The following is an 18,792-nucleotide window of genomic DNA, read 5'->3' on the forward strand; positions in this document are numbered from 1 at the left end:
ATATTACCCAAGGAACGAGCGCAATGTACCGCTACGACAAAATTGACCAACAGATCATCAACGAACGCGTCACCCAGTATCGTGACCAGATCAGCCGTCATCTGGCCGGTGAACTCACGGCCGACGAGTTGCGTCCCCTGCGCCTGCAGAACGGCCTCTACATTCAGCGACACGGGCCGATGCTGCGGATCGCCATCCCCTACGGCATGCTCGCCGCTACACAACTGCGCAAGCTGGCCGAAATCTCGCGCCACTACGACCGCGCTGTCGGTCATTTCACCACACGCCAGAACATGCAGCTCAACTGGCCGCAGTTCGAGGAAACCCCGGCGATCCTCTCTGAACTGGCGAGCGTGCAAATGCACGCCGTGCAAACCTCGGGCAATTGTGTGCGCAACATCACCAGCGACCATTTCGCCGGGATCGCTCCCGACGAACTGACCGACCCGCGCCCCTACTGCGAACTGTTGCGGCAATGGTCGACCTTCCACCCGGAATTCGCTTTTCTGCCACGAAAGTTCAAGATCGCGGTCAATGCTGCGGCCGTGGATCGGGCCGTGATTCGTGCGCACGACATCGGTCTCGACCTCGTCCTCGATGACGACGGCGAATTCGGTTTCCGGGTATTTGTCGGCGGTGGCCTCGGCCGCACGCCGATCCTCGGCAAAGTGGTTCGCGAATTCCTGCCGCGCCGGCATCTGCTCTCGTACCTGGACGCCATCCTGCGCCTGTATAACCGCTACGGTCGTCGCGACAACATGTACAAGGCGCGCATCAAGATTCTCGTGCAGGCACTCGGCATCGAGGAATTCGGCCGTCAGGTCGAAGCCGAGTGGTCGCATCTCAAGGATGGCCCGACGACCGTGCCAGATGCCGAGTTCGCGCGACTTGCCGGATATTTCAACCCACCCGCCTGGGAAACGTTGCCGGCAGAAGACCCGCTGCACGCCGCCCGGGTGAGGACAGACCGAGCCTTTGCCCACTGGGTCATGCGCTGTGTGCATGCCCACAAGACCCCGGGCTACGCCGCCGTCACCCTTTCGCTGAAAGCACCGGGTGTCGCTCCCGGCGACATCAGCGACGCGCAGATGATGGCCGTTGCCGATCTCGCCGAACGTTTCAGTTTCGGCGAGGTACGCGTCAGCCATGAACAGAATCTGGTTCTTGCCGATGTCCGCCAACGCGATCTCCACGAACTCTGGCAGATCGCCCGCAGCCATCGCCTGACGACCGCCAATGTCGGCCTCCTGACCGACATGATCTGCTGCCCCGGCGGTGACCTCTGCGCGCTCGCCAATGCGCGCTCGACCCCGATTGCCGAGGCGGTCCACCAGAAATTCGACGATCTCGACTACCTCCATGACATCGGCGACATCTCGCTGAACATTTCAGGTTGCATGAATTCCTGTGGCCACCACCATGTCGCCAATATCGGCATCCTCGGTGTCGACAAGAACGACGAGGAGTGGTACCAGATCACGATTGGCGGCCAGCAAGGCAATGCCGCCGCGATCGGCAAGGTCATCGGCCCCTCGTTCTACGCCCAGGAAGTCCCCGCGGTGATCGAGGCGCTGATCGCCGTTTATCTGGAAAACCGGACCGACAGCGAGCGTTTCATCGATACCTTGCAGCGGATCGGCATCGATCCGTTCAAGGTCCGCGCTTACGCAGGTCGCGATCGGCGCAGAACCGCCAAGGTCGATAGCCGGGAAAAGGAGGTCGTCAATGCCTAGGATCATCAAGAACAGGCAAATCGTCGAGGACGACTGGCAGGTGCTTGCCCTCGCCGCAGGTGAATCGCCGGATACGGTGCCGCTGCCCGCCTCACCGCTTCTGTTGCCGCTGTCGGTCTGGCAAGCCCGCCGCGACGAAATCATCGCCCGCGCCACGCCCTTCGGGGTCTGGCTCGACAGCCACGAAGGTCCGGAAGCGCTGGCCAGCGACATCGACCGTTTCACCGTGATCGGCGTCAATTTTCCGAAGTTCACCGACGGACGCAGCTACTCCAGCGCCCGCCTGTTACGCGAACGCTATGGTTACGACGGTGAGATCCGCGCCCTCGGCGACGTCCTTCAGGACCAGCTCTTCTACATGCAACGTTGCGGCATCGACGCCTACGCGCTGCGGGCCGACAAGGACATTGAGAAGGCGCTGGCCGGCTTGTCGGTTTTCAGCGAGACCTATCAGGCGGCGGTCGACCAGCCGCAGCCACTGTTCCAAAGACGCTCCGTACAGGAACCGGCATGAACAAGCTGCTCAACTTCGACGACCCGGCGCTCCTCGATGCGCTGGCCACCCGCGTCGACGCGGCCAGCGCGCTGCTGCACGAGATCGCCAACGACTTCTCGCCGGCTGCTTTCGCCAGCAGTCTCGGCGCCGAAGACATGGTACTGACCGATCTGATCGTCCGCGAAGTCCCCGAAATCGAGATCTTCTCGCTCGATACCGGTCGCCTGCCGGTCGAAACCTACGATCTGATCGCACAGGTCAGAAAGCATTACGGCCTGGCGCTTCACCTCTACTATCCGCGTCATGATCTCGTCGAGGCCTACACTTACGCGAACGGGATCAACGCCTTTTATGAGTCGGTCGAACTGCGCAAGGGTTGCTGTATGGTACGCAAGGTCGAGCCTCTGCAGCGCGCGCTGACTGACCGGAAAGCCTGGATCACCGGACTGCGCGCGCAGCAGGCTCCAACCCGTGAGGGCTTGTCGATCCGCAGCGTCGACACCGCCAACGGTGGCCTGACCAAGTTCAACCCACTCGTCGACTGGAGCGAACGCGAGGTATGGGCTTACCTCAAGCTCAACGAGGTCCCCTATAATGCCCTGCACGACCGTTTCTACCCGAGCATTGGCTGCGCGCCTTGTACACGACCGATCACGCCTGGAGAGGATATCCGCGCCGGCCGCTGGTGGTGGGAAAACCCGGAATCCAGGGAATGCGGCCTACACGTCAAGCGCACCCAGCTTCCCGAAAGGCAATCATGAGCACAGCAACGCTCTCGCAACTCACTCAGGTCAAGCTATCCCATCTCGACTGGCTGGAATCCGAGGCCATTCACATCATGCGCGAGGTTGCCGGCCAGTGCAGCAATCCGGTGCTGCTCTTCTCCGGCGGCAAGGACTCGATCTGCATGCTGCGTATCGCTGAAAAGGCTTTCCGCCCAGGCCGCTTTCCATTTCCGCTGCTACACATCGACACTGGACACAACTACCGGGAGGTCACCGACTTCCGCGACTGGCGCGCGCGCGAACTCGGCGAGCGGCTGATCGTCCGCTCGGTCGAGGACTCGATGGCACGTGGCACAGTGCTCCTCAAGTCGCCCGATGAACCGCGCAACAAGCATCAGTCGGTGACGCTGCTTGAAGCGATCGAGGAATTCGGCTTCGACGCCTGTATCGGTGGCGCGCGTCGCGACGAGGAAAAAGCCCGTGCCAAGGAGCGCATCTTTTCGTTCCGGGACGAATTTGGTCAGTGGGATCCCAAGAACCAACGACCCGAACTCTGGGATCTGTACAACGCTCGTAGCTTCAAGGGTGAGAACATGCGCGTCTTCCCGATCTCGAACTGGACCGAGATCGACGTCTGGCAGTACATCGAACGTGAGCAGCTCGCGCTGCCGTCGATCTACTTCGCGCATTGCCGCCCGCTGGTGCGCCGCGGCAGTGGCCTGCTGCCGGTCACCGAAGTGACGCCAGCGAGACCCGGCGAAACGATCGAAAACCTGATGGTGCGCTTTCGAACCGTCGGCGACATCACCTGCACCTCGCCGGTGGAATCCGACGCCGACAGCGTCGCCAGGATCATTGCCGAAACGGCCATCACGACGATCACCGAGCGCGGCGCGACCCGCCTCGACGACCAGACTTCGGACGCATCCATGGAACAACGCAAGAGGGAAGGATATTTCTGATGTCTGCGATGGAGAGACTGCCCACTGCCGCCGTTCCCGACAACGGCCTGCTGCGCTTTCTGACCTGCGGCAGCGTTGACGATGGCAAGAGTACACTGATCGGCCGCCTGCTGTTCGACAGCAAGACCATTCTCGCCGACACCCTGCATGCCATCCAGCGGACATCGGCAAAACGCGGGCTCGATGTCGTCGACCTGTCGCTGCTGACTGACGGCCTGCAGGCTGAACGCGAACAGGGAATCACCATCGACGTGGCCTATCGCTACTTCACCACAGGTACGCGCAAGTACATCATCGCCGATGCCCCCGGCCACGAGCAATACACGCGCAACATGGTCACCGCCGCATCGACTGCCGACCTGGCCATCATTCTCATCGACGCCCGCAAGGGAGTGTTGACGCAAACCCGCCGCCACTCCTATCTGGCGCATCTGCTCGGCATTCCACATATCGTCGTGGCGGTCAACAAAATGGATCTCGTCGACTACTCACCCGCAACCTTCGCGCAGATCCGAAGCGACTATCAAGGATTTGCTGCGGGGCTGGGTCTGACCGACGTACGCTTCATCCCGATGTCGGCACTGCAGGGCGACATGATCGTCGAGCGCGGCAAGCGTCTCGACTGGTACGACGGCCCAACGCTGCTCGAGATTCTCGAGAGTGCGCCGGCCATCCACAGCGCCCACGCCGAGAAATTCCGCTTCCCGGTGCAATACGTCTGCCGCCCACAGGATTCCACCAACCCGGAACTGCACGATTATCGTGGCTTCATGGGCCGTGTCGAATCAGGCGAACTGGTCGTTGGTGATGCGGTTACGGTGCTGCCTTCAGGGCGGGAAACGCGTGTCAAGGACATCCAGGTGCTCGGCGCATCGCTTGACAGGGCCGTGACCGAACAGTCGGTAACGATTCTGCTCGAAGACGAGATCGACATCTCGCGTGGCGACATGATCGTCAAAAGCGGTGAATTGCCAAAGGTCACCAAGCAGATCGACGCGATGCTCTGCTGGCTGTCGGAGTCGCCGCTCGACCCGCGCCGCAAGTACCTGCTCCGCCACACCACCCGCGACAGCAAGGCCATCCTCGCCGGCATCGTCTTCCGCGTGGACATCAACAGCATGCAGCACGAGACGGCCGAGCGACTGGTGATGAACGACATCGCGCGCGTCAGCTTCAAGCTGGCGCAACCGATTTTCGCCGACCCCTACGCTGAAAGCCGGGGAACCGGTGCTTTCATCGTCATCGACGAGTCATCGAACAACACCATCGGCGCCGGCATGATCGTCTGACCGCGCGTATCGACCATGGATATTCACGGCAAACCGATCGCGGAACGCATCGACTGGCTGTTCGGCCTCGCCGACCGCCACAGCACGATTTTTCGCAGCCCGGAAGCCTGGCTGGCTCGCGAACGCTATCTGGCCGAGCACCCAACCGCGATCGCCGTTCTCAAGTGCATGGACGGCCGCATCAACATTCCGGTAGCCACCAACACCCCGGTCGGAATCCTGATGCCCTTCCGCAACCTCGGAGGCATTTTCGACCTTGGTTGGCCACATCTCGGGGAGGTCCTTGCACACCACGTGCAACGCGTCGTCAGTGCCGGCCGGCATGTCGTGGTCCTGGTCACCTACCACTACTCGCAAGGCGACCCCAAGCGCGGCTGTGCCGGTTTCCAGTACGACACGGCAGCGGCGATCGCACACACCTATGAGATTCGCCGCCAGGTCGAACACATTTTCGGGAGCGACCACGGCACTGTCTATCCGCTGGTTTGTGGTTTCGAAACCGACGAGGATGCGCTGGTCATTCACGGCACCGCCGGCGACAAACTCGACCTGGCAACCTTGACTTCGAGTGACCGTGCAACCCTCGAACTGCGCCTGGCCGCCCTGCTGCCGGATATGCCTGCGCGCATGCGCGCCGACCTGCTGCCGCTGCTGTACGGCAACCTGGCACATATCGAAGACGTACGCGCACAAATTCGCCGTAACGAGCGTCTGCTCGACATCGAGCACCGCGAGTGGATGATCTGTCTCGGCCGAGGCTTCGACTTCCTGCACACGCCCAACATCGCCCTGATCATCGGCCCCTATAGCCCGAATCTGGATGTCCCGATCCGCCGCGCGGCCGGCATCATTGAAGCCAATATGCGGGCCGGTCGCATCCCGGACGACGGTTTTCTGCTGCTGGCCTCGGTGCCTTACGATGAAATCGGTGTGGACCGCGCACGCGCCGAACTCAAGTCGAGATTCCTCTCGACTTTTGCCGCCGATGTCATTCGTGCCGAGTTTCCCCACCTCAGCGAGCAGATGACCATCCGCACCGCCGTCCTCGATTGGCGCTCACGAACTCTGGAGACGATCGCATAAGGGAGATTCAAGGCCCCAGAATACCTCATCGTATTCCGCCGACTCCCTTCTGCCTGAACCCTTGCCATGTCCCTCCACACCCATCTGATTTTCGGCTTTCATTCGGTTCTTGCCAAACTGCGCCACGATCCAGGTGCGGTGCGCGAGATCTATGTCGATGCGGGTCGCCGCGACGCACGTCTTCGCGATCTGCTTGGCCACGCCGAGTTCGCCAAGGTACGGATACTACCGGTGGAATCTGCCCGCCTTGCGGCGATTGCGCCCGGCGCCAGGCACCAGGGGGTCATCGCCAGCGTCGATGCGATTCAGCGCCAGGTAGCGCTGGACGATGTGCTCGATACCCTCGAAGAGCCGGCTTTCCTGCTGGTCCTCGACAGCATTCAGGATCCGCACAATCTCGGGGCCTGCCTGCGCGTCGCTGATGCCGTCGGTGCGCACGCAGTGATCGCGCCCAAGGACCGTGCTGTCGGCCTGACCCAAACAGCCGTCAAAGTGGCCAGCGGGGCTGCCGAAACCGTACCGTACATCACGGTTACCAATCTGGCTCGCACCCTGCGTGAACTCAAGGAACGCGAAATCTGGGTGATCGGTACCGATGACGAGGCGAAAGAAGATCTCTATGGCGCGCAGTGGCCAACCGCCTGCGCCTGGGTACTGGGTGCCGAAGGCGACGGCCTGCGCCGCCTGACCCGGGAAACCTGCGACCAGCGGGTACGCATCCCGATGTTCGGATCAGTGGCCAGTCTCAATGTCTCGGTGGCCACCAGCGTCTGCCTTTACGAGGCGCGGCGGCGAGCCAACCAGCAAACAGGCAGGAAGTAGCCCGCTGCCGCTCCTGTATTTCAGGTCTTGTACGAGTAACGGTAGACATAGCCCTTGTAGCCATAACGGTAATTCTGGCGGCTGACATTGAGGTCATTGAAAACGAAACCCTTGACCTGTACACCCGCCTGATTGAGCCGTTTGACCGCTTGTTCGAGTTCGCGAATCGGGTGTTTTCCTGCTCGGGCGATCATCAGCGTCGCTCCGACATGACGTCCGATGATCGCTGCGTCGGAGACGGCTAGCACCGGCGGCGCATCGACGATCACCGTGTCGAAGTTCGCCGCGAGTTCTGCCAGCAGTACCTCAAAACGCGGATGCATCAGCAACTCGGAGGGATTGGGCGGAATCTGCCCGGTCGCGACCACCCGCAGCGTTGGCAACACCGTGGGCTTGAGGATTTCTTCAAGCGAGGCCTGTCCGGCAACATACTCGGACAATCCAGGCGAACGCTCGATATCGAATTCCTTGTGGAGGTGCCCCCGGCGCAGGTCGGCGTCGACGATCACGACGCGTTTATCAAGCTGCGCAAGGACGGCGCCCAGGTTCTTGGAAACGAAGCTCTTGCCCAGACCTGGACTCGATCCAGTAATCAGCAAGGAGTTGCGCTGCGCGTCGAGGAGCGCGAAATGAAGCGTCGTGCGCAGTCCGCGCAGGCTCTCCACCGCGTCTTCCTCCGGATCGACGACCGCCAGCAGTCCGCCCGTGCCACCACGCCCGTGGCGATGCAATTCGACCTCGGCCTTACTGTGCGGCACTGTCGCGTACACCGGCAGACCCAGTTGTGATTCGATGATCTCAGGATCTTCGACGACCACGCGCAGCGAGCGCAACACCCAGATTACCAGCATACTGATCAGTAGGCCGAGCAGCAGTGCAATGCTCAGAATGGCGACCGGACCTGCGCCTACCGGTTTGCGGGCGACCGCCGCAACGTCGATGACACGCACGTCGCCAACGGTGCCGGCTTTGGAAACCCGTAACTGCTGAGCGGTGTTGAGCAACTCGGTATACAACCGATTGGAAACCTCGACATCACGAGCAAGACGCAGAACCGTCTGCTGGGTATCGGGCAAGCGCGCAACCTCGGCGTCGAACTGCTTGCGGCGTTCATCGAGCCGCTGCAGCTTGTTGTCCATCGCTTCGATCCGCGGGTGCTCCGGTTTGAAGTGCTGCCGCAGTTCGTCCCGCTCCTGTTTCAGCAGCACCGCAGCATTTTCGACGTCCACCAGCGACTTCAGGATCGCCTGGGTTTCGAGGTTCAGATCGAGAGAGCCGCGGCTCTGACGGTAATTGTTGTAAGCCGCTTCGGCGCTATCCAGTTGCGTTTTCAGCGCAGGAAGCTGGGTTTCGAGGAACTTCAGGGTTTTCTCGGCTTCTGCTGATCGTCGTTCGACATTCTGGCGAACATAGGTGTTCTGGATGTCGTCGAGGACCAGTCCGATCTCGGCCGGGTCTTGCCCGAGCAGGCTCAGTTCGAGGACTCCCGACTTCTTGCCGCGTTCCTTAACCGAGTAGTTGCGACGCAGATCGTCGATCGCCGATTCCGCCGAAAGCTTTCTGAGCCAAAACTGCGTACCCGGCCGTGCCTTCAGGTCCGCGACAAAAATCGCGTAGCCCTGATTACTGGCGCGTGTCCCGGCCTTGCCTTTGAGGACCAGTTGATCATCGTCGTCGAAGACTTCGAATGCCCCGCCCTCGCCGGCGATCAGGGTATGTAGCTGGTCAAGTTGCACCTGCGGGACGTCGAGCGAATCGACTTGAATACGCTCCCCCCCCCAGGCGAAGCTGGAGAGGCCCAGCCATGGTGAATTGGGCTCGTCGCCCTCGTAACGCTTAGCAACCGCGCTGCCAAGCAGAGGTAACGTCCTCGGCTTGGCAATGATGTCGAGCTTGAGTTTGGTCACTACCCGTCCGAGGACCATCCGCGAACCAAGGATTTCGATCTCGGCAGAAACCGTCGTATCATCACCCAGCAGTGGTTGCAGTGCTTTCAGCGAGCCGACCCCGGAGCTTTTTTCCTCGACCTGCAACAAACCGTCTGCCCGGTACACCGGCTTGACCACCAGCAACCAGGCCAGACCAATCGCCAGAGCCAGCAGACTGATTGCCGCAATCAGCCAGCGGTAGTCGATCAGTACGGCAATGATCTCGCCAAGCGCCAGACCTTCATCCGCATCTTCGGAAGAAAGCGTTGGCAGCGCCTGCGTTGCGGCTGCATTCATGCCGGGAACAGTCTTCGCACTGGCAGCGGGTCTTGACCGGTCTTTATACATTTGTCATCCATAGTTGCAGCCGTCCGACAACGGTTCTGGTGGTTTAATGTGAAAGTCGCATCAGCGACTCACGAATCTCCCCCACTCGCTGGAAAGGGAACGGGGAGAAACGGTCATGACTTTCATGATCAAAGTTGCCTGAAAGAGTCATGACCGTTAAGCATGGTGAACCGGCAGGCCATCGCAATCGACGCGCCTGGCCAGACTGGGACCCGAAAATCGGCCCGCATCAGATTCAGCGCGACGGTTGTCGGCCACCGAAAAGTGGAAAATAGGTCTGGCTGGTCAGATTGAGCATCTGTGCCGTCGGCAGCATGTTGGCGATCACGCGCTGCCAGCGGACAATCGGTGCCGTGTCGACGTAAATGATGTCGCGAGGCCGCAGCGGGAAGCGGTCGGCGAGCAGCATCGCGTCAGGCAGGCTGGCATTGAGATGGAACAACTCCGGCGTATCGCTGTTGCCGCGCATGACATAGACCCAGCGTGGATCGGCGGTTGTCTGATTGATGTAGCCCGAATCGCTGAGCGCTTCAGCAAGCGTCGAACGTTTCTTGTTCATCACGAGCGAGCCTGGTCTGGCTACTTCGCCAAGCACAAACACCTTGTTATAGCTGCGGTCAGCGACGTTCACGATGTCGCCCTGCTCAAGCAGCGCATTCTGCTCGCTCATACCGTAGTCATACATTGCCTGAATATCTACCAGGTAAGTCGTCCCCCGCCGTGTCAGCAGCACACGACTGAAATCCGCATCGGGCGTGAAGCCCCCGGCTCGATTGACCGCATCGAGGACGGTCATCGGAATGTCGGTCACCTGTTGAATACCCGGTTTGACAACTTCGCCGACGACGTACACCTGCTGGCTGCGGAATGCCACCATGCGCACGTCAAGTTGGACCTTCTCGATGTACTTGGCCAGTTTGGTCGACAGAATCGACCTGACCTCGCTGGTCGTCTTGCCCTGAACCTTGATGACACCCACGTAGGGAAAGAAAATCGTCCCGTCTTCGGCGACTACGGTGCCCGCTTGCTCGGCGGTACGAAAGCTGCCGGCGGGAATGGTCAGTTCCGGATGGTCCCAGACGATGATCGAGATGATGTCACCGGGGCCGAGTCGGTATTCGGGCACGGGAGCAGGCTTATCGCTTGACAAGCGAGGATTGTTCTTCTCTGCGGCCTTGGCAGAGCTGGTTCCATCGCCGACTGGCGGCCGAGCCGCCTTGAACAGGTCGATGATCAGTTCAGCAGTGATTGGCTTGATCTTGACGTTGGCGGGAGCCAACGTATCCCCCTGCTGTATCGGTAGCCGTACATCCGACTCATCGCGGTGACTGTACGCATGGTTACCAGGAATGATCGTACAGCCCGCCAGTGTACCCACGGCGAGACACACCAGGATCTGGCGGCTCCTGGCAAGTGAAACCGGAGACACATTCATGCTGAAGCCCATAGCTTAATATCTTACACTTCCGCGAACGCACGGCCGATCAAACCGTTCAAACGAGCTTTCTGACCCAGGGCTCGAGTGCTTCCTCGATCAGTTGCAGCGCCTCGGCGTGTGCCTCCTCCCCCCGCCGATACGGGTCGGGAATCTCCGTTTTCGTCCAGTGCCCGAGCAGGAAAGTCTTGCCACGCGCCGTCGGGTCCATCGCTAGCACTGCGTCCCGGTGGTGTGTTTCCATCACCAGCACCAGTTCGGCCCAGCGGAGTCGCTCGCGAGTGAGCTGACTGGCGCGGTGAGCACTGAGATCAACGCCACGAGCGTTCATCATTGCGCAGGTCGCTTCTGCCGCTGGATGATTGACCAGTGCACCGATGCCTGCCGAACGTGCTTCAATCCGCTTGCCGGCCTTCTCGATGTGTTGACGCAGAAGGAACTCTGCCGCCGGACTGCGGCAGATGTTGCCGGTACAGACAGTGAGAATCCTGTTGAACATTTCAAGTCACCCACCCCCGGGCGGGACGCTGAATTCGAAGCCCGCGCCCTCGCTCCGGATCATGCGTTGGCCGTACTCTTTCGAGTATATCAAAGTGCTCTGCGCGCAGCGGCGATCGGCACGCCGGCTGCCTCTTCCGGTCATGGCAATGGAGACGGAACGAACGTCGTTCTCGGTATTACGAGAGATGAACAGCCTCACATCGATACCCCGCTGTTTGGCGAGACGTCTTTTGATGCGTAGAGCATCGCGCTGGATTCTGCCAATCAACTGATCATTTCCTTCGGTGGGAATGTGCACCACACAGTAGACTCGGCGTTCTTCGCTGCTCGATGCGGCCATCTGGTGAACAGTCACCTGGTAATCATAGTCGCTGCCAAGTTTTTCTGAAATCACTCCGAGAACCTCCCGACATTTCTCCTTGCGCAGATAGCCAATGAAGATGCCGCGCACCTTCACCGACGGCAGGCCGAGCCAGCCGTTGAGCGACCGTAGCCAGGGCACGATCCGACTTGGCCGCAGAATTCCCAGGAAATACGCACCGCATACGCCGATGAACAACCAGAACATCAGATACTCCGGTACGCCAAACAATAGACCAGCGATACCGATCAGTCCAAAGAGCAGCTGGATGGTAACAGCCAACGCAACGATGTCGCAAACGCGATAATCAGCGCACACAAAGAGGTGATGCAGATGATGGCGGTCAGGGCGAAACGGTGACTTACCCTGCCAGATACGGCGAATCATCACACCTACGGTATCCATCAGCGGCAATGCGAACAGCCACAAGGCAGTCACCGGGGTCATCACGGCCTCTTGGTCCTCTTCTCCCTGCGACAGCACAATGAACAACCAAGCAAACAGGAAGCCCAGCAGCATGCTCCCGTTGTCTCCGAGAAAGACTCGCGCCCGGTGGTTACCGGGGTAGCGCAAATTGTAATAGAGGAAACCGCCGATACCCCCCATCAGGGCAACGATGAAGAAGACATATCCAACACTGTCGGCACTATGGGCAAGCATGGCGACAAGCGCCAGACTGACCAAGCTCACCGAGCCCGACAAACCATCAATGCCATCGATCATGTTGAGGGCGTTGATCAAGCCGATGGTCGAGAAAATTGCCATGGGGATGGCCAGCCAACCCAGATCGACATGCCCTCCTGGCAAGATCTCTCCCAGTGACCTCAGTTCGACTCCGCCGATCAGAACCATCGATAGAGCAACCAGGGCTTGAATAATCAAACGTGGCTTGAAGCCGAGGCCCCAGATGTCGTCGGCAAGACCGGTCAGAAAGATGGCCACGGCACCGACAAGGAGCCCAGGCAGTCCGGGCAAGGGAGACCAGATGAAATCCACGAAAAGCCAGTTGCCTAGCAGTGGTACGCTGATGAGAACGGCCAGCACGCCAAAGCCACCAACGAACGGCGTGCTGGTTTCGTGCTGCTTATGCCCGCCGGGTCGATCCATGATCCCCAGACGACTGGCGAGCACAGCGCTCAGCCGGATTGCCACACCGGATATCAACAGACAGACGCCAAATAGAACGGCCCATTTCATGGCCACCTCCACAGTTTACGGCCAAGCTCCCACCGCCACCGCGGTGAATTACACGCTCATCATTTCACCAGTCTCTACACAAGCAGAACCCTTGCTGGTTCTGCTTGCGCATCGCTGGTGGCGCTGTCGCGCCAGGAAGCCTGGAATAAATCAGGTAAGGCGACGGCCGCCGAAGAGCAGACCAATGAGACCGATGCCCAAAAGTGCCAAGGAGGCAGGTTCGGGAATGGCATTGAGCTGGAGGTGCATTCTGAAGCTGACGTCGGCAGGAAGCCTCGATTGGCCTAATAAGGGTGCCAGCCAGTTCAAGTCCTGCTCGGACCACGCAGCGAAGGTTTCGTCCGCAGTATTCAACTTCCAGTGGATGGAGAACTCGTCCCCCGGTACGGATGGGTTCGGGTCGAACAAATAAGACCCAGGGTTACTCCCCATGACCGCGGCCAGAATCGACAGCCCCAGGCGCATGACCGGATCACTTGACAACGCGGTGTAGTTTGGCCACGACCCGGTCACATCGAAAATCATGGTGTCGGGGAGTAGCGCCGGATCGGCACCCGCTTCAAGTCTGGCAAATGCCTGGTAGCTATAGGGCTTCAACGAAAGAGGCCCCAGCCCAGCCGGCAAACCGCCTAACGGGGCGAGCAGGGTATCGACGAACTTGTACTTGCCAGTGGCGTACTCCTTGAAAGCTGTGTCTGGATTGGAACATCCTGGCGCACCGGCGGCTCCGTAAGAGAAGCACCCCTCGGTCAGATCCAGAATCATCTGTCCCTTTATGCCAGCCGTCGCCGGCGCAGCAACCAAGAGCCCGGCGGTGAGACCGGCAATAGAAAGCGCCGGGCCAATAATCGATTTCAGATTCATCATGGTAGCTCCTAGAAAAACTCGTGACGCGACTATTGCCTGACACTCTGCCAGACAACCGTAATGTGAAACATTTCCTTTTTATATCATTGATAACTTGCCATAATAGCAAAGCAACATTGATGCCATGTATGGTCATTAAATCAAATACTTCTTATAAACAGCCCGTTAGCGACCACTTGTCATTTTTATTGCCCTGTTTTCGCTCACCGCAAGCGGCCATGTGTAAAAAATGTCGACACCTCTCGGCACCCAGCGGCGCATTCCCGGGGAACAAGATTCGCTGTGGTAGCTTGCGGTTGCAGCACTCACCGCGCTATAGTGGCAGCGCGAATGGGAGAGTGCGGAATACCGCCGCCGAAGGCGCAATCCACCCGGAAACGCTCAGGCACAAGGACCGTTCGTGAATTGAACTCTGGAGAGCGGCGCTCGCATCTGGCAAAGCGCCCACCGATGGGGCAGGTTGCTACTCACCGATGCACGGTGGCAGCCGGACAATCTCTCAGGTACATGGACAGGGGGGTGAACTCGAGACGAGTTCGCCCCTTTTTTGTTGTCGCCATGCCCTTCGATCAATCTTTGCGATCACTGAATACGATGAAGAAAACGGTTCTCAACGAAAATCACCGCCGTAGCGGTGCAAGAATGGTCGATTTTGGCGGTTGGGAGATGCCCCTCCACTACGGTTCACAAATCGAGGAACACCACGCCGTCCGCCGTGATGCCGGCATGTTTGACGTCTCGCACATGTGCGCCGTCGATGTCGAGGGCCCTGATGCCGGCCTATTCCTGCGACGTCTGATCGCCAACAACGTCGACCGCCTGAAGACCCCCGGCAAGGCCCTGTACAGCGCCATGCTCAACGAAACCGGCGGGGTCATCGACGACCTGATCGTCTACTTCCTCGACGTCGGCCGTTTCCGTGTCGTGATCAACGCCGGCACAGCCGAAAAGGATCTCGCATGGATGCATGCTCGCCTCGACGACTGGCAGTTGGCAGTCACCCTCACGCCGCGTCGTGAGGGCAGCCACGCGCTGGCGATGGTTGCCGTCCAGGGACCGAATGCCCGCCAGAGAGTCTGGCAGGTGCTACCGGAATGCCGCGCAGCCTGTGCAGCCCTGAAACCGTTCTTTGCCACCAGCATCGGCGACTATTTCATCGCCAGCACCGGCTATACCGGAGAAGACGGCTACGAGATCACCCTCCCCGCCGAGCAGGCCGAGAGTCTCTGGAACCTGCTTGCCGAGGCCGGTGTACGGCCGTGTGGTCTGGGTGCCCGCGATACCCTGCGCCTCGAAGCCGGCATGAACCTCTACGGTCAGGACATGGACGAAACCGTGTCTCCTCTCGACGCCGGCCTGGCCTGGACAGTCGACCTCGTCTCTGCACGCGACTTCGTCGGCAAGGCTGCCCTCCTCGCAAGGCCGCAGCAATATCAGTTTCTTGGCCTCGTGCTGCTTGATCGCGGTGTCCTGCGAGCCCACCAGAAGGTCCATACGGCGCACGGTGATGGTGAAATCACCAGCGGCAGTTTCTCCCCGACGATGCAGCAATCAATCGCCCTGGCCCGGATGCCGCTCGCCGTGGCGATCGCTGACACGGTTCAGGTCGCGGTTCGCGATAAACAGCTCAGCGCCCGGATAGTCAAACCCTGTTTCGTCAGAAATGGCAATATTCTGATTTGATCGCTGATCGCCGACAGCAAGACTTCAACCCCTCAGGAGAACAGATGGACATCCCCGCCGACCTCAAGTACACCAGAAGCCATGAATGGATCCGCAGCGAAACCGACGGTACCATCAGCGTCGGCATTACCGAGCATGCACAGGAACTGCTCGGCGACCTGGTATTCATCGAATTGCCCTTGGTTGGTAGCGATCTCGCCGCCGGACAGGAAGCTGCGGTCGTTGAATCGGTGAAGGCAGCCGCCGACGTCTACGCGCCGCTGGCGGGAACCATCGTCGACGTCAACCAGGCGGTGGTAGACGCACCCGAAACGGTCAATCAGGACGCCTACGCGGTCTGGCTGTTCAGGATGCAACCGGCGGCGGACAGCAACGTCGAAACCCTGCTCGATGCCGCAGCCTACCAGCAGATCGTCGACGCCACTTAGGCCCAGGACCGCTACCCCATGGACACCTGTTCTCTTTCCCCGACGCTCGCAGCACTCGGACAGCACGACGACTTCATCAGCCGCCACATCGGCCCCAGCGCGAGCGACATCGCCGCCATGCTGGCCAGCATCGGTGCCAGCAGCATGGAACAGTTGGTCGAACAGACCATCCCGGCGACGATTCGACTGGCAGAGCCACTGGCGCTCGCCGAACCGCGCCCGGAAAGCGAAGCGCTGGCAGCCCTGCGCGCCATTGCCCGCGGTAATCGCGTGCAACATTCGCTGATCGGCATGGGGTACGCCGACACGCTGACTCCGGCGGTGGTGCTGCGCAACGTGCTTGAGAACCCGGGTTGGTACACCGCCTATACACCCTATCAGGCAGAAGTCGCGCAGGGACGCCTCGAAGCACTACTCAACTACCAGCAGGTGGTGATCGACCTCACCGGCCTCGAACTCGCCAACGCCTCCTTGCTCGACGAAGCGACCGCGGCTGCCGAAGCGATGAGCATGACTCGCCGGGCCAGCAAATCGAAATCGAACCTCTTCTTTGTTGACGCGGCCTGCTTCCCGCAGACCATCGATGTACTGCAGACACGCGCCCACTTCTTTGGCTTTGAACTGGTCTTTGGTCCGCCTGACGAGGCGGCGCAACAGGAGGTCTTCGGCGCGCTGTTTCAATACCCGAACGACCACGGTGAAGTCAGCGACCTGAGTGGCCCGATTGCTGCCGTCAAATCGCGTGGAGGCCTCGTTGCCGTCGCCTCCGACCTGATGGCCCTGGTCCTTCTTCGCTCACCGGGCGAAATGGGTGCCGACATCGCCCTCGGTTCGTCACAGCGATTCGGGATCCCGCCCGGATTCGGTGGTCCGCACGCGGCCTTCTTTGCGACCAGGGATGAATACAAGCGTGCAGTGGCCGGTCGGATCATCGGGGTGTCCGTTGACACCCGTGGCCGGCGGGCGCTGCGGATGGCGCTGCAGACCCGTGAACAGCACATCCGCCGGGAAAAGGCCAACTCGAACATCTGCACAGCCCAAGTTCTGCTCGCCAACATGGCCGGGATGTACGCGGTCTATCATGGTCCGGATCGCCTGCGGAGCATCGCCGCGCGCATCCATCGTCTCGCTACCATTCTCGCCGAAGGACTGCGGCGTGCCGGGATCACTGTCCTCACCAAGCACTTCTTCGATACCCTGCGCGTCGACCTGGGCAGCCGAGCGCTGCTCGTCTACAAGGTCGCCAGCGAACAAGGTTACAACCTTCGCCAGGTGTCCCCGGGCATCCTCGGCATCGCCATCAACGAAAAAACCTCGGCGACTGACATTGCCCGGCTGATCAAGCTGATGACCGGCGTCAACGCCGACCTCAAGCCTTTCGACGAGCAACTGCGACAAGCCGACCCGTCCTTGCCGGCAAGCCTGCTGCGCCGGGACGCGATCCTCACGCATCCGGTTTTCAATACCTATCATACCGAACACGCGATGCTGCGCTACCTCAAGAAGCTGCAGAACCGGGATCTGGCGCTCGATCACTCGATGATCCCACTCGGGTCCTGCACCATGAAGCTCAACGCCAGCAGCGAGATGATTCCAATCAGTTGGCCGGAATTCGCCGACATCCACCCCTTTGCCCCACTCGATCAGGCGCAGGGTTATCTACAGATGATCAGCGAGCTGGAATCCTGGCTCAAGGCGATCACCGGTTTCGACGCCATCTGCATGCAGCCGAACTCGGGGGCGCAGGGAGAATACGCCGGCCTGGTTGCCATCGCACGTTATCACGCCAGCCGTGGCGAAGCCCAGCGCAAAGTCTGCCTGATCCCGAAATCGGCGCACGGCACCAATCCCGCTACCGCGCAGATGTGTGGCATGCGCGTGCTGGCGGTCGATTGCGACGATGCCGGTAACATCGACGTCGCCGACCTCGCGGCCAAGGCAGCGCAGAACGCGGCCAACCTGGCCTGCCTGATGATCACCTACCCGTCGACGCATGGCGTCTTCGAGGAAGCGGTCAAGGACATCTGCGCCATCGTTCACGAACATGGCGGCCAGGTATACATGGATGGCGCCAACCTCAACGCACAGGTCGGCCTGACCTCGCCGGCACGGATCGGCGCCGATGTCAGCCACATGAATCTGCACAAGACTTTCTGCATCCCGCATGGCGGCGGCGGACCGGGAATGGGACCGATCGGGCTGAAAGCACATCTCGCGCCGTTCATGGCCAACCACCGCGTACAGCCGATCAGCGGCCCGCATGCGGGTCAGGGAGCGGTCGCCGCGGCCCCCTGGGGATCAGCCTCGATCCTGCCGATTGCGTGGATGTATATCGCCATGATGGGCGGCCACGGACTGACCCGCGCCACCGAGGTGGCCATCCTCAATGCCAACTACATCGCCAGCCGCCTGCAGGCACACTACCCGGTTCTGTACACCGGCAAAAATGGACGGGTGGCACACGAATGCATCCTCGACATCCGCCCGCTCAAGGCGATCACCGGGATCTCCGAGATCGACATCGCCAAACGGCTGATGGACTACGGCTTTCACGCTCCGACAGTCAGCTTCCCGGTCGCCGGGACGATGATGATCGAGCCGACCGAATCCGAAACCAAAGCCGAACTCGACCGCTTCATCGCCGCAATGGTCAGCATCCGCAACGAGATCCGCCAGGTCGAACGGGGTCACTGGCCGGCCGATGACAATCCGCTGAAGCATGCCCCCCATACCCAGGCCGACCTTGTCGACAGCCACTGGAACCGGCCATACAGCCGTCAGGAGGCCGTTTTCCCGCTGCCCGAGTTGGCTGAAAACAAATTCTGGCCGAGTGTCAATCGCGTCGACGACGTTTATGGTGACCGTCATCTGTTCTGTGCCTGTGTTCCGATCGACGAGATCGGCGAGCACACCAACCCACTCCCGGAGATATGA

General features: G+C 60.4%; 15 protein-coding genes and 2 riboswitches. Of the genes, 10 read left to right on the top strand and 5 right to left on the bottom strand.

From position 1 onward, the window contains the following. Positions 1–23 precede the first annotated feature (23 nt). From AW06_RS11040 to rlmB, 7 genes are all read left to right on the top strand, one after another. A complete protein-coding gene (locus AW06_RS11040; protein WP_034949779.1) occupies positions 24–1,733 on the top strand; it encodes a nitrite/sulfite reductase in 1,710 nt (569 codons plus the stop codon). Next, positions 1,726–2,247 carry a DUF934 domain-containing protein gene (locus tag AW06_RS11045; RefSeq protein WP_034949782.1) on the top strand — a complete coding sequence of 174 codons (522 nt, stop codon included), beginning with the start codon at positions 1,726–1,728 and terminating at the stop codon, positions 2,245–2,247. The genes AW06_RS11040 and AW06_RS11045 overlap by 8 nt, the downstream gene beginning before the upstream one ends. Next, entirely contained in the window at positions 2,244–2,990 is a 747-nt protein-coding gene (locus AW06_RS11050) for a phosphoadenylyl-sulfate reductase (RefSeq protein WP_034949784.1), read from the top strand. Before AW06_RS11045 ends, AW06_RS11050 begins: the two co-directional genes overlap by 4 nt. Then, the gene (gene cysD, locus AW06_RS11055) at positions 2,987–3,916 is read left to right on the top strand and encodes a sulfate adenylyltransferase subunit CysD (protein WP_034949787.1); all 930 of its coding nucleotides are present in this window, start codon (positions 2,987–2,989) and stop codon (positions 3,914–3,916) included. The genes AW06_RS11050 and cysD overlap by 4 nt, the downstream gene beginning before the upstream one ends. After that, positions 3,916–5,205 carry a GTP-binding protein gene (locus tag AW06_RS11060; protein ID WP_034949790.1) on the top strand — a complete coding sequence of 430 codons (1,290 nt, stop codon included), beginning with the start codon at positions 3,916–3,918 and terminating at the stop codon, positions 5,203–5,205. The genes cysD and AW06_RS11060 overlap by 1 nt, the downstream gene beginning before the upstream one ends. Positions 5,206–5,220: 15 nt before the next feature. Beyond that, a complete protein-coding gene (locus AW06_RS11065; protein WP_034949793.1) occupies positions 5,221–6,288 on the top strand; it encodes a carboxysome shell carbonic anhydrase domain-containg protein in 1,068 nt (355 codons plus the stop codon). Positions 6,289–6,354: 66 nt separating this feature from the next. After that, the gene (gene rlmB, locus AW06_RS11070) at positions 6,355–7,110 is read left to right on the top strand and encodes a 23S rRNA (guanosine(2251)-2'-O)-methyltransferase RlmB (protein ID WP_034949795.1); all 756 of its coding nucleotides are present in this window, start codon (positions 6,355–6,357) and stop codon (positions 7,108–7,110) included. A 20-nt stretch (positions 7,111–7,130) separates the two neighbouring features. On the opposite strand, the gene AW06_RS11075 is transcribed toward rlmB, so the two are convergent. The 5 genes from AW06_RS11075 to AW06_RS11095 all read right to left on the bottom strand — a co-directional run bounded on the left by AW06_RS11075 (position 7,131) and on the right by AW06_RS11095 (position 13,747). Continuing rightward, positions 7,131–9,335, bottom strand: a complete 2,205-nt coding sequence (locus AW06_RS11075; protein ID WP_046535360.1) for a polysaccharide biosynthesis tyrosine autokinase — start codon at positions 9,333–9,335, stop codon at positions 7,131–7,133. 286 nt (positions 9,336–9,621) lie between these two features. After that, on the bottom strand, positions 9,622–10,821 hold the full coding sequence (locus AW06_RS11080; RefSeq protein ID WP_034949877.1) for a polysaccharide export protein: 1,200 nt from the start codon (positions 10,819–10,821) through the stop codon (positions 9,622–9,624). A gap of 58 nt (positions 10,822–10,879) precedes the next feature. Further along, positions 10,880–11,320, bottom strand: coding sequence for a low molecular weight protein-tyrosine-phosphatase (locus tag AW06_RS11085; protein WP_034949797.1), 441 nt, complete (start codon positions 11,318–11,320; stop codon positions 10,880–10,882). A 6-nt stretch (positions 11,321–11,326) separates the two neighbouring features. Continuing rightward, on the bottom strand, positions 11,327–12,880 hold the full coding sequence (locus tag AW06_RS11090; protein WP_273704609.1) for an MraY family glycosyltransferase: 1,554 nt from the start codon (positions 12,878–12,880) through the stop codon (positions 11,327–11,329). Positions 12,881–13,030: 150 nt separating this feature from the next. Next, a complete protein-coding gene (locus tag AW06_RS11095; protein ID WP_034949800.1) occupies positions 13,031–13,747 on the bottom strand; it encodes a PEP-CTERM sorting domain-containing protein in 717 nt (238 codons plus the stop codon). Positions 13,748–14,068: 321 nt separating this feature from the next. Continuing rightward, positions 14,069–14,154: riboswitch (glycine riboswitch) on the top strand. Positions 14,155–14,157: 3 nt separating this feature from the next. Continuing rightward, positions 14,158–14,264: riboswitch (glycine riboswitch) on the top strand. A gap of 77 nt (positions 14,265–14,341) precedes the next feature. On the opposite strand from AW06_RS11095, the gene gcvT reads away from it, so the two are divergent. Genes gcvT through gcvP form a run of 3 tightly spaced genes read left to right on the top strand, consistent with a single transcriptional unit; the run spans position 14,342 to position 18,792 of the window. Beyond that, entirely contained in the window at positions 14,342–15,430 is a 1,089-nt protein-coding gene (gene gcvT, locus AW06_RS11100) for a glycine cleavage system aminomethyltransferase GcvT (RefSeq protein WP_034949802.1), read from the top strand. A 44-nt stretch (positions 15,431–15,474) separates the two neighbouring features. Continuing rightward, entirely contained in the window at positions 15,475–15,858 is a 384-nt protein-coding gene (gcvH, locus tag AW06_RS11105) for a glycine cleavage system protein GcvH (protein WP_034949804.1), read from the top strand. An 18-nt stretch (positions 15,859–15,876) separates the two neighbouring features. Then, the gene (gene gcvP, locus AW06_RS11110) at positions 15,877–18,792 is read left to right on the top strand and encodes an aminomethyl-transferring glycine dehydrogenase (protein ID WP_034949805.1); all 2,916 of its coding nucleotides are present in this window, start codon (positions 15,877–15,879) and stop codon (positions 18,790–18,792) included.

This window comes from Candidatus Accumulibacter cognatus (genome assembly GCF_000584975.1).
Taxonomy (GTDB): domain Bacteria; phylum Pseudomonadota; class Gammaproteobacteria; order Burkholderiales; family Rhodocyclaceae; genus Accumulibacter; species Accumulibacter cognatus.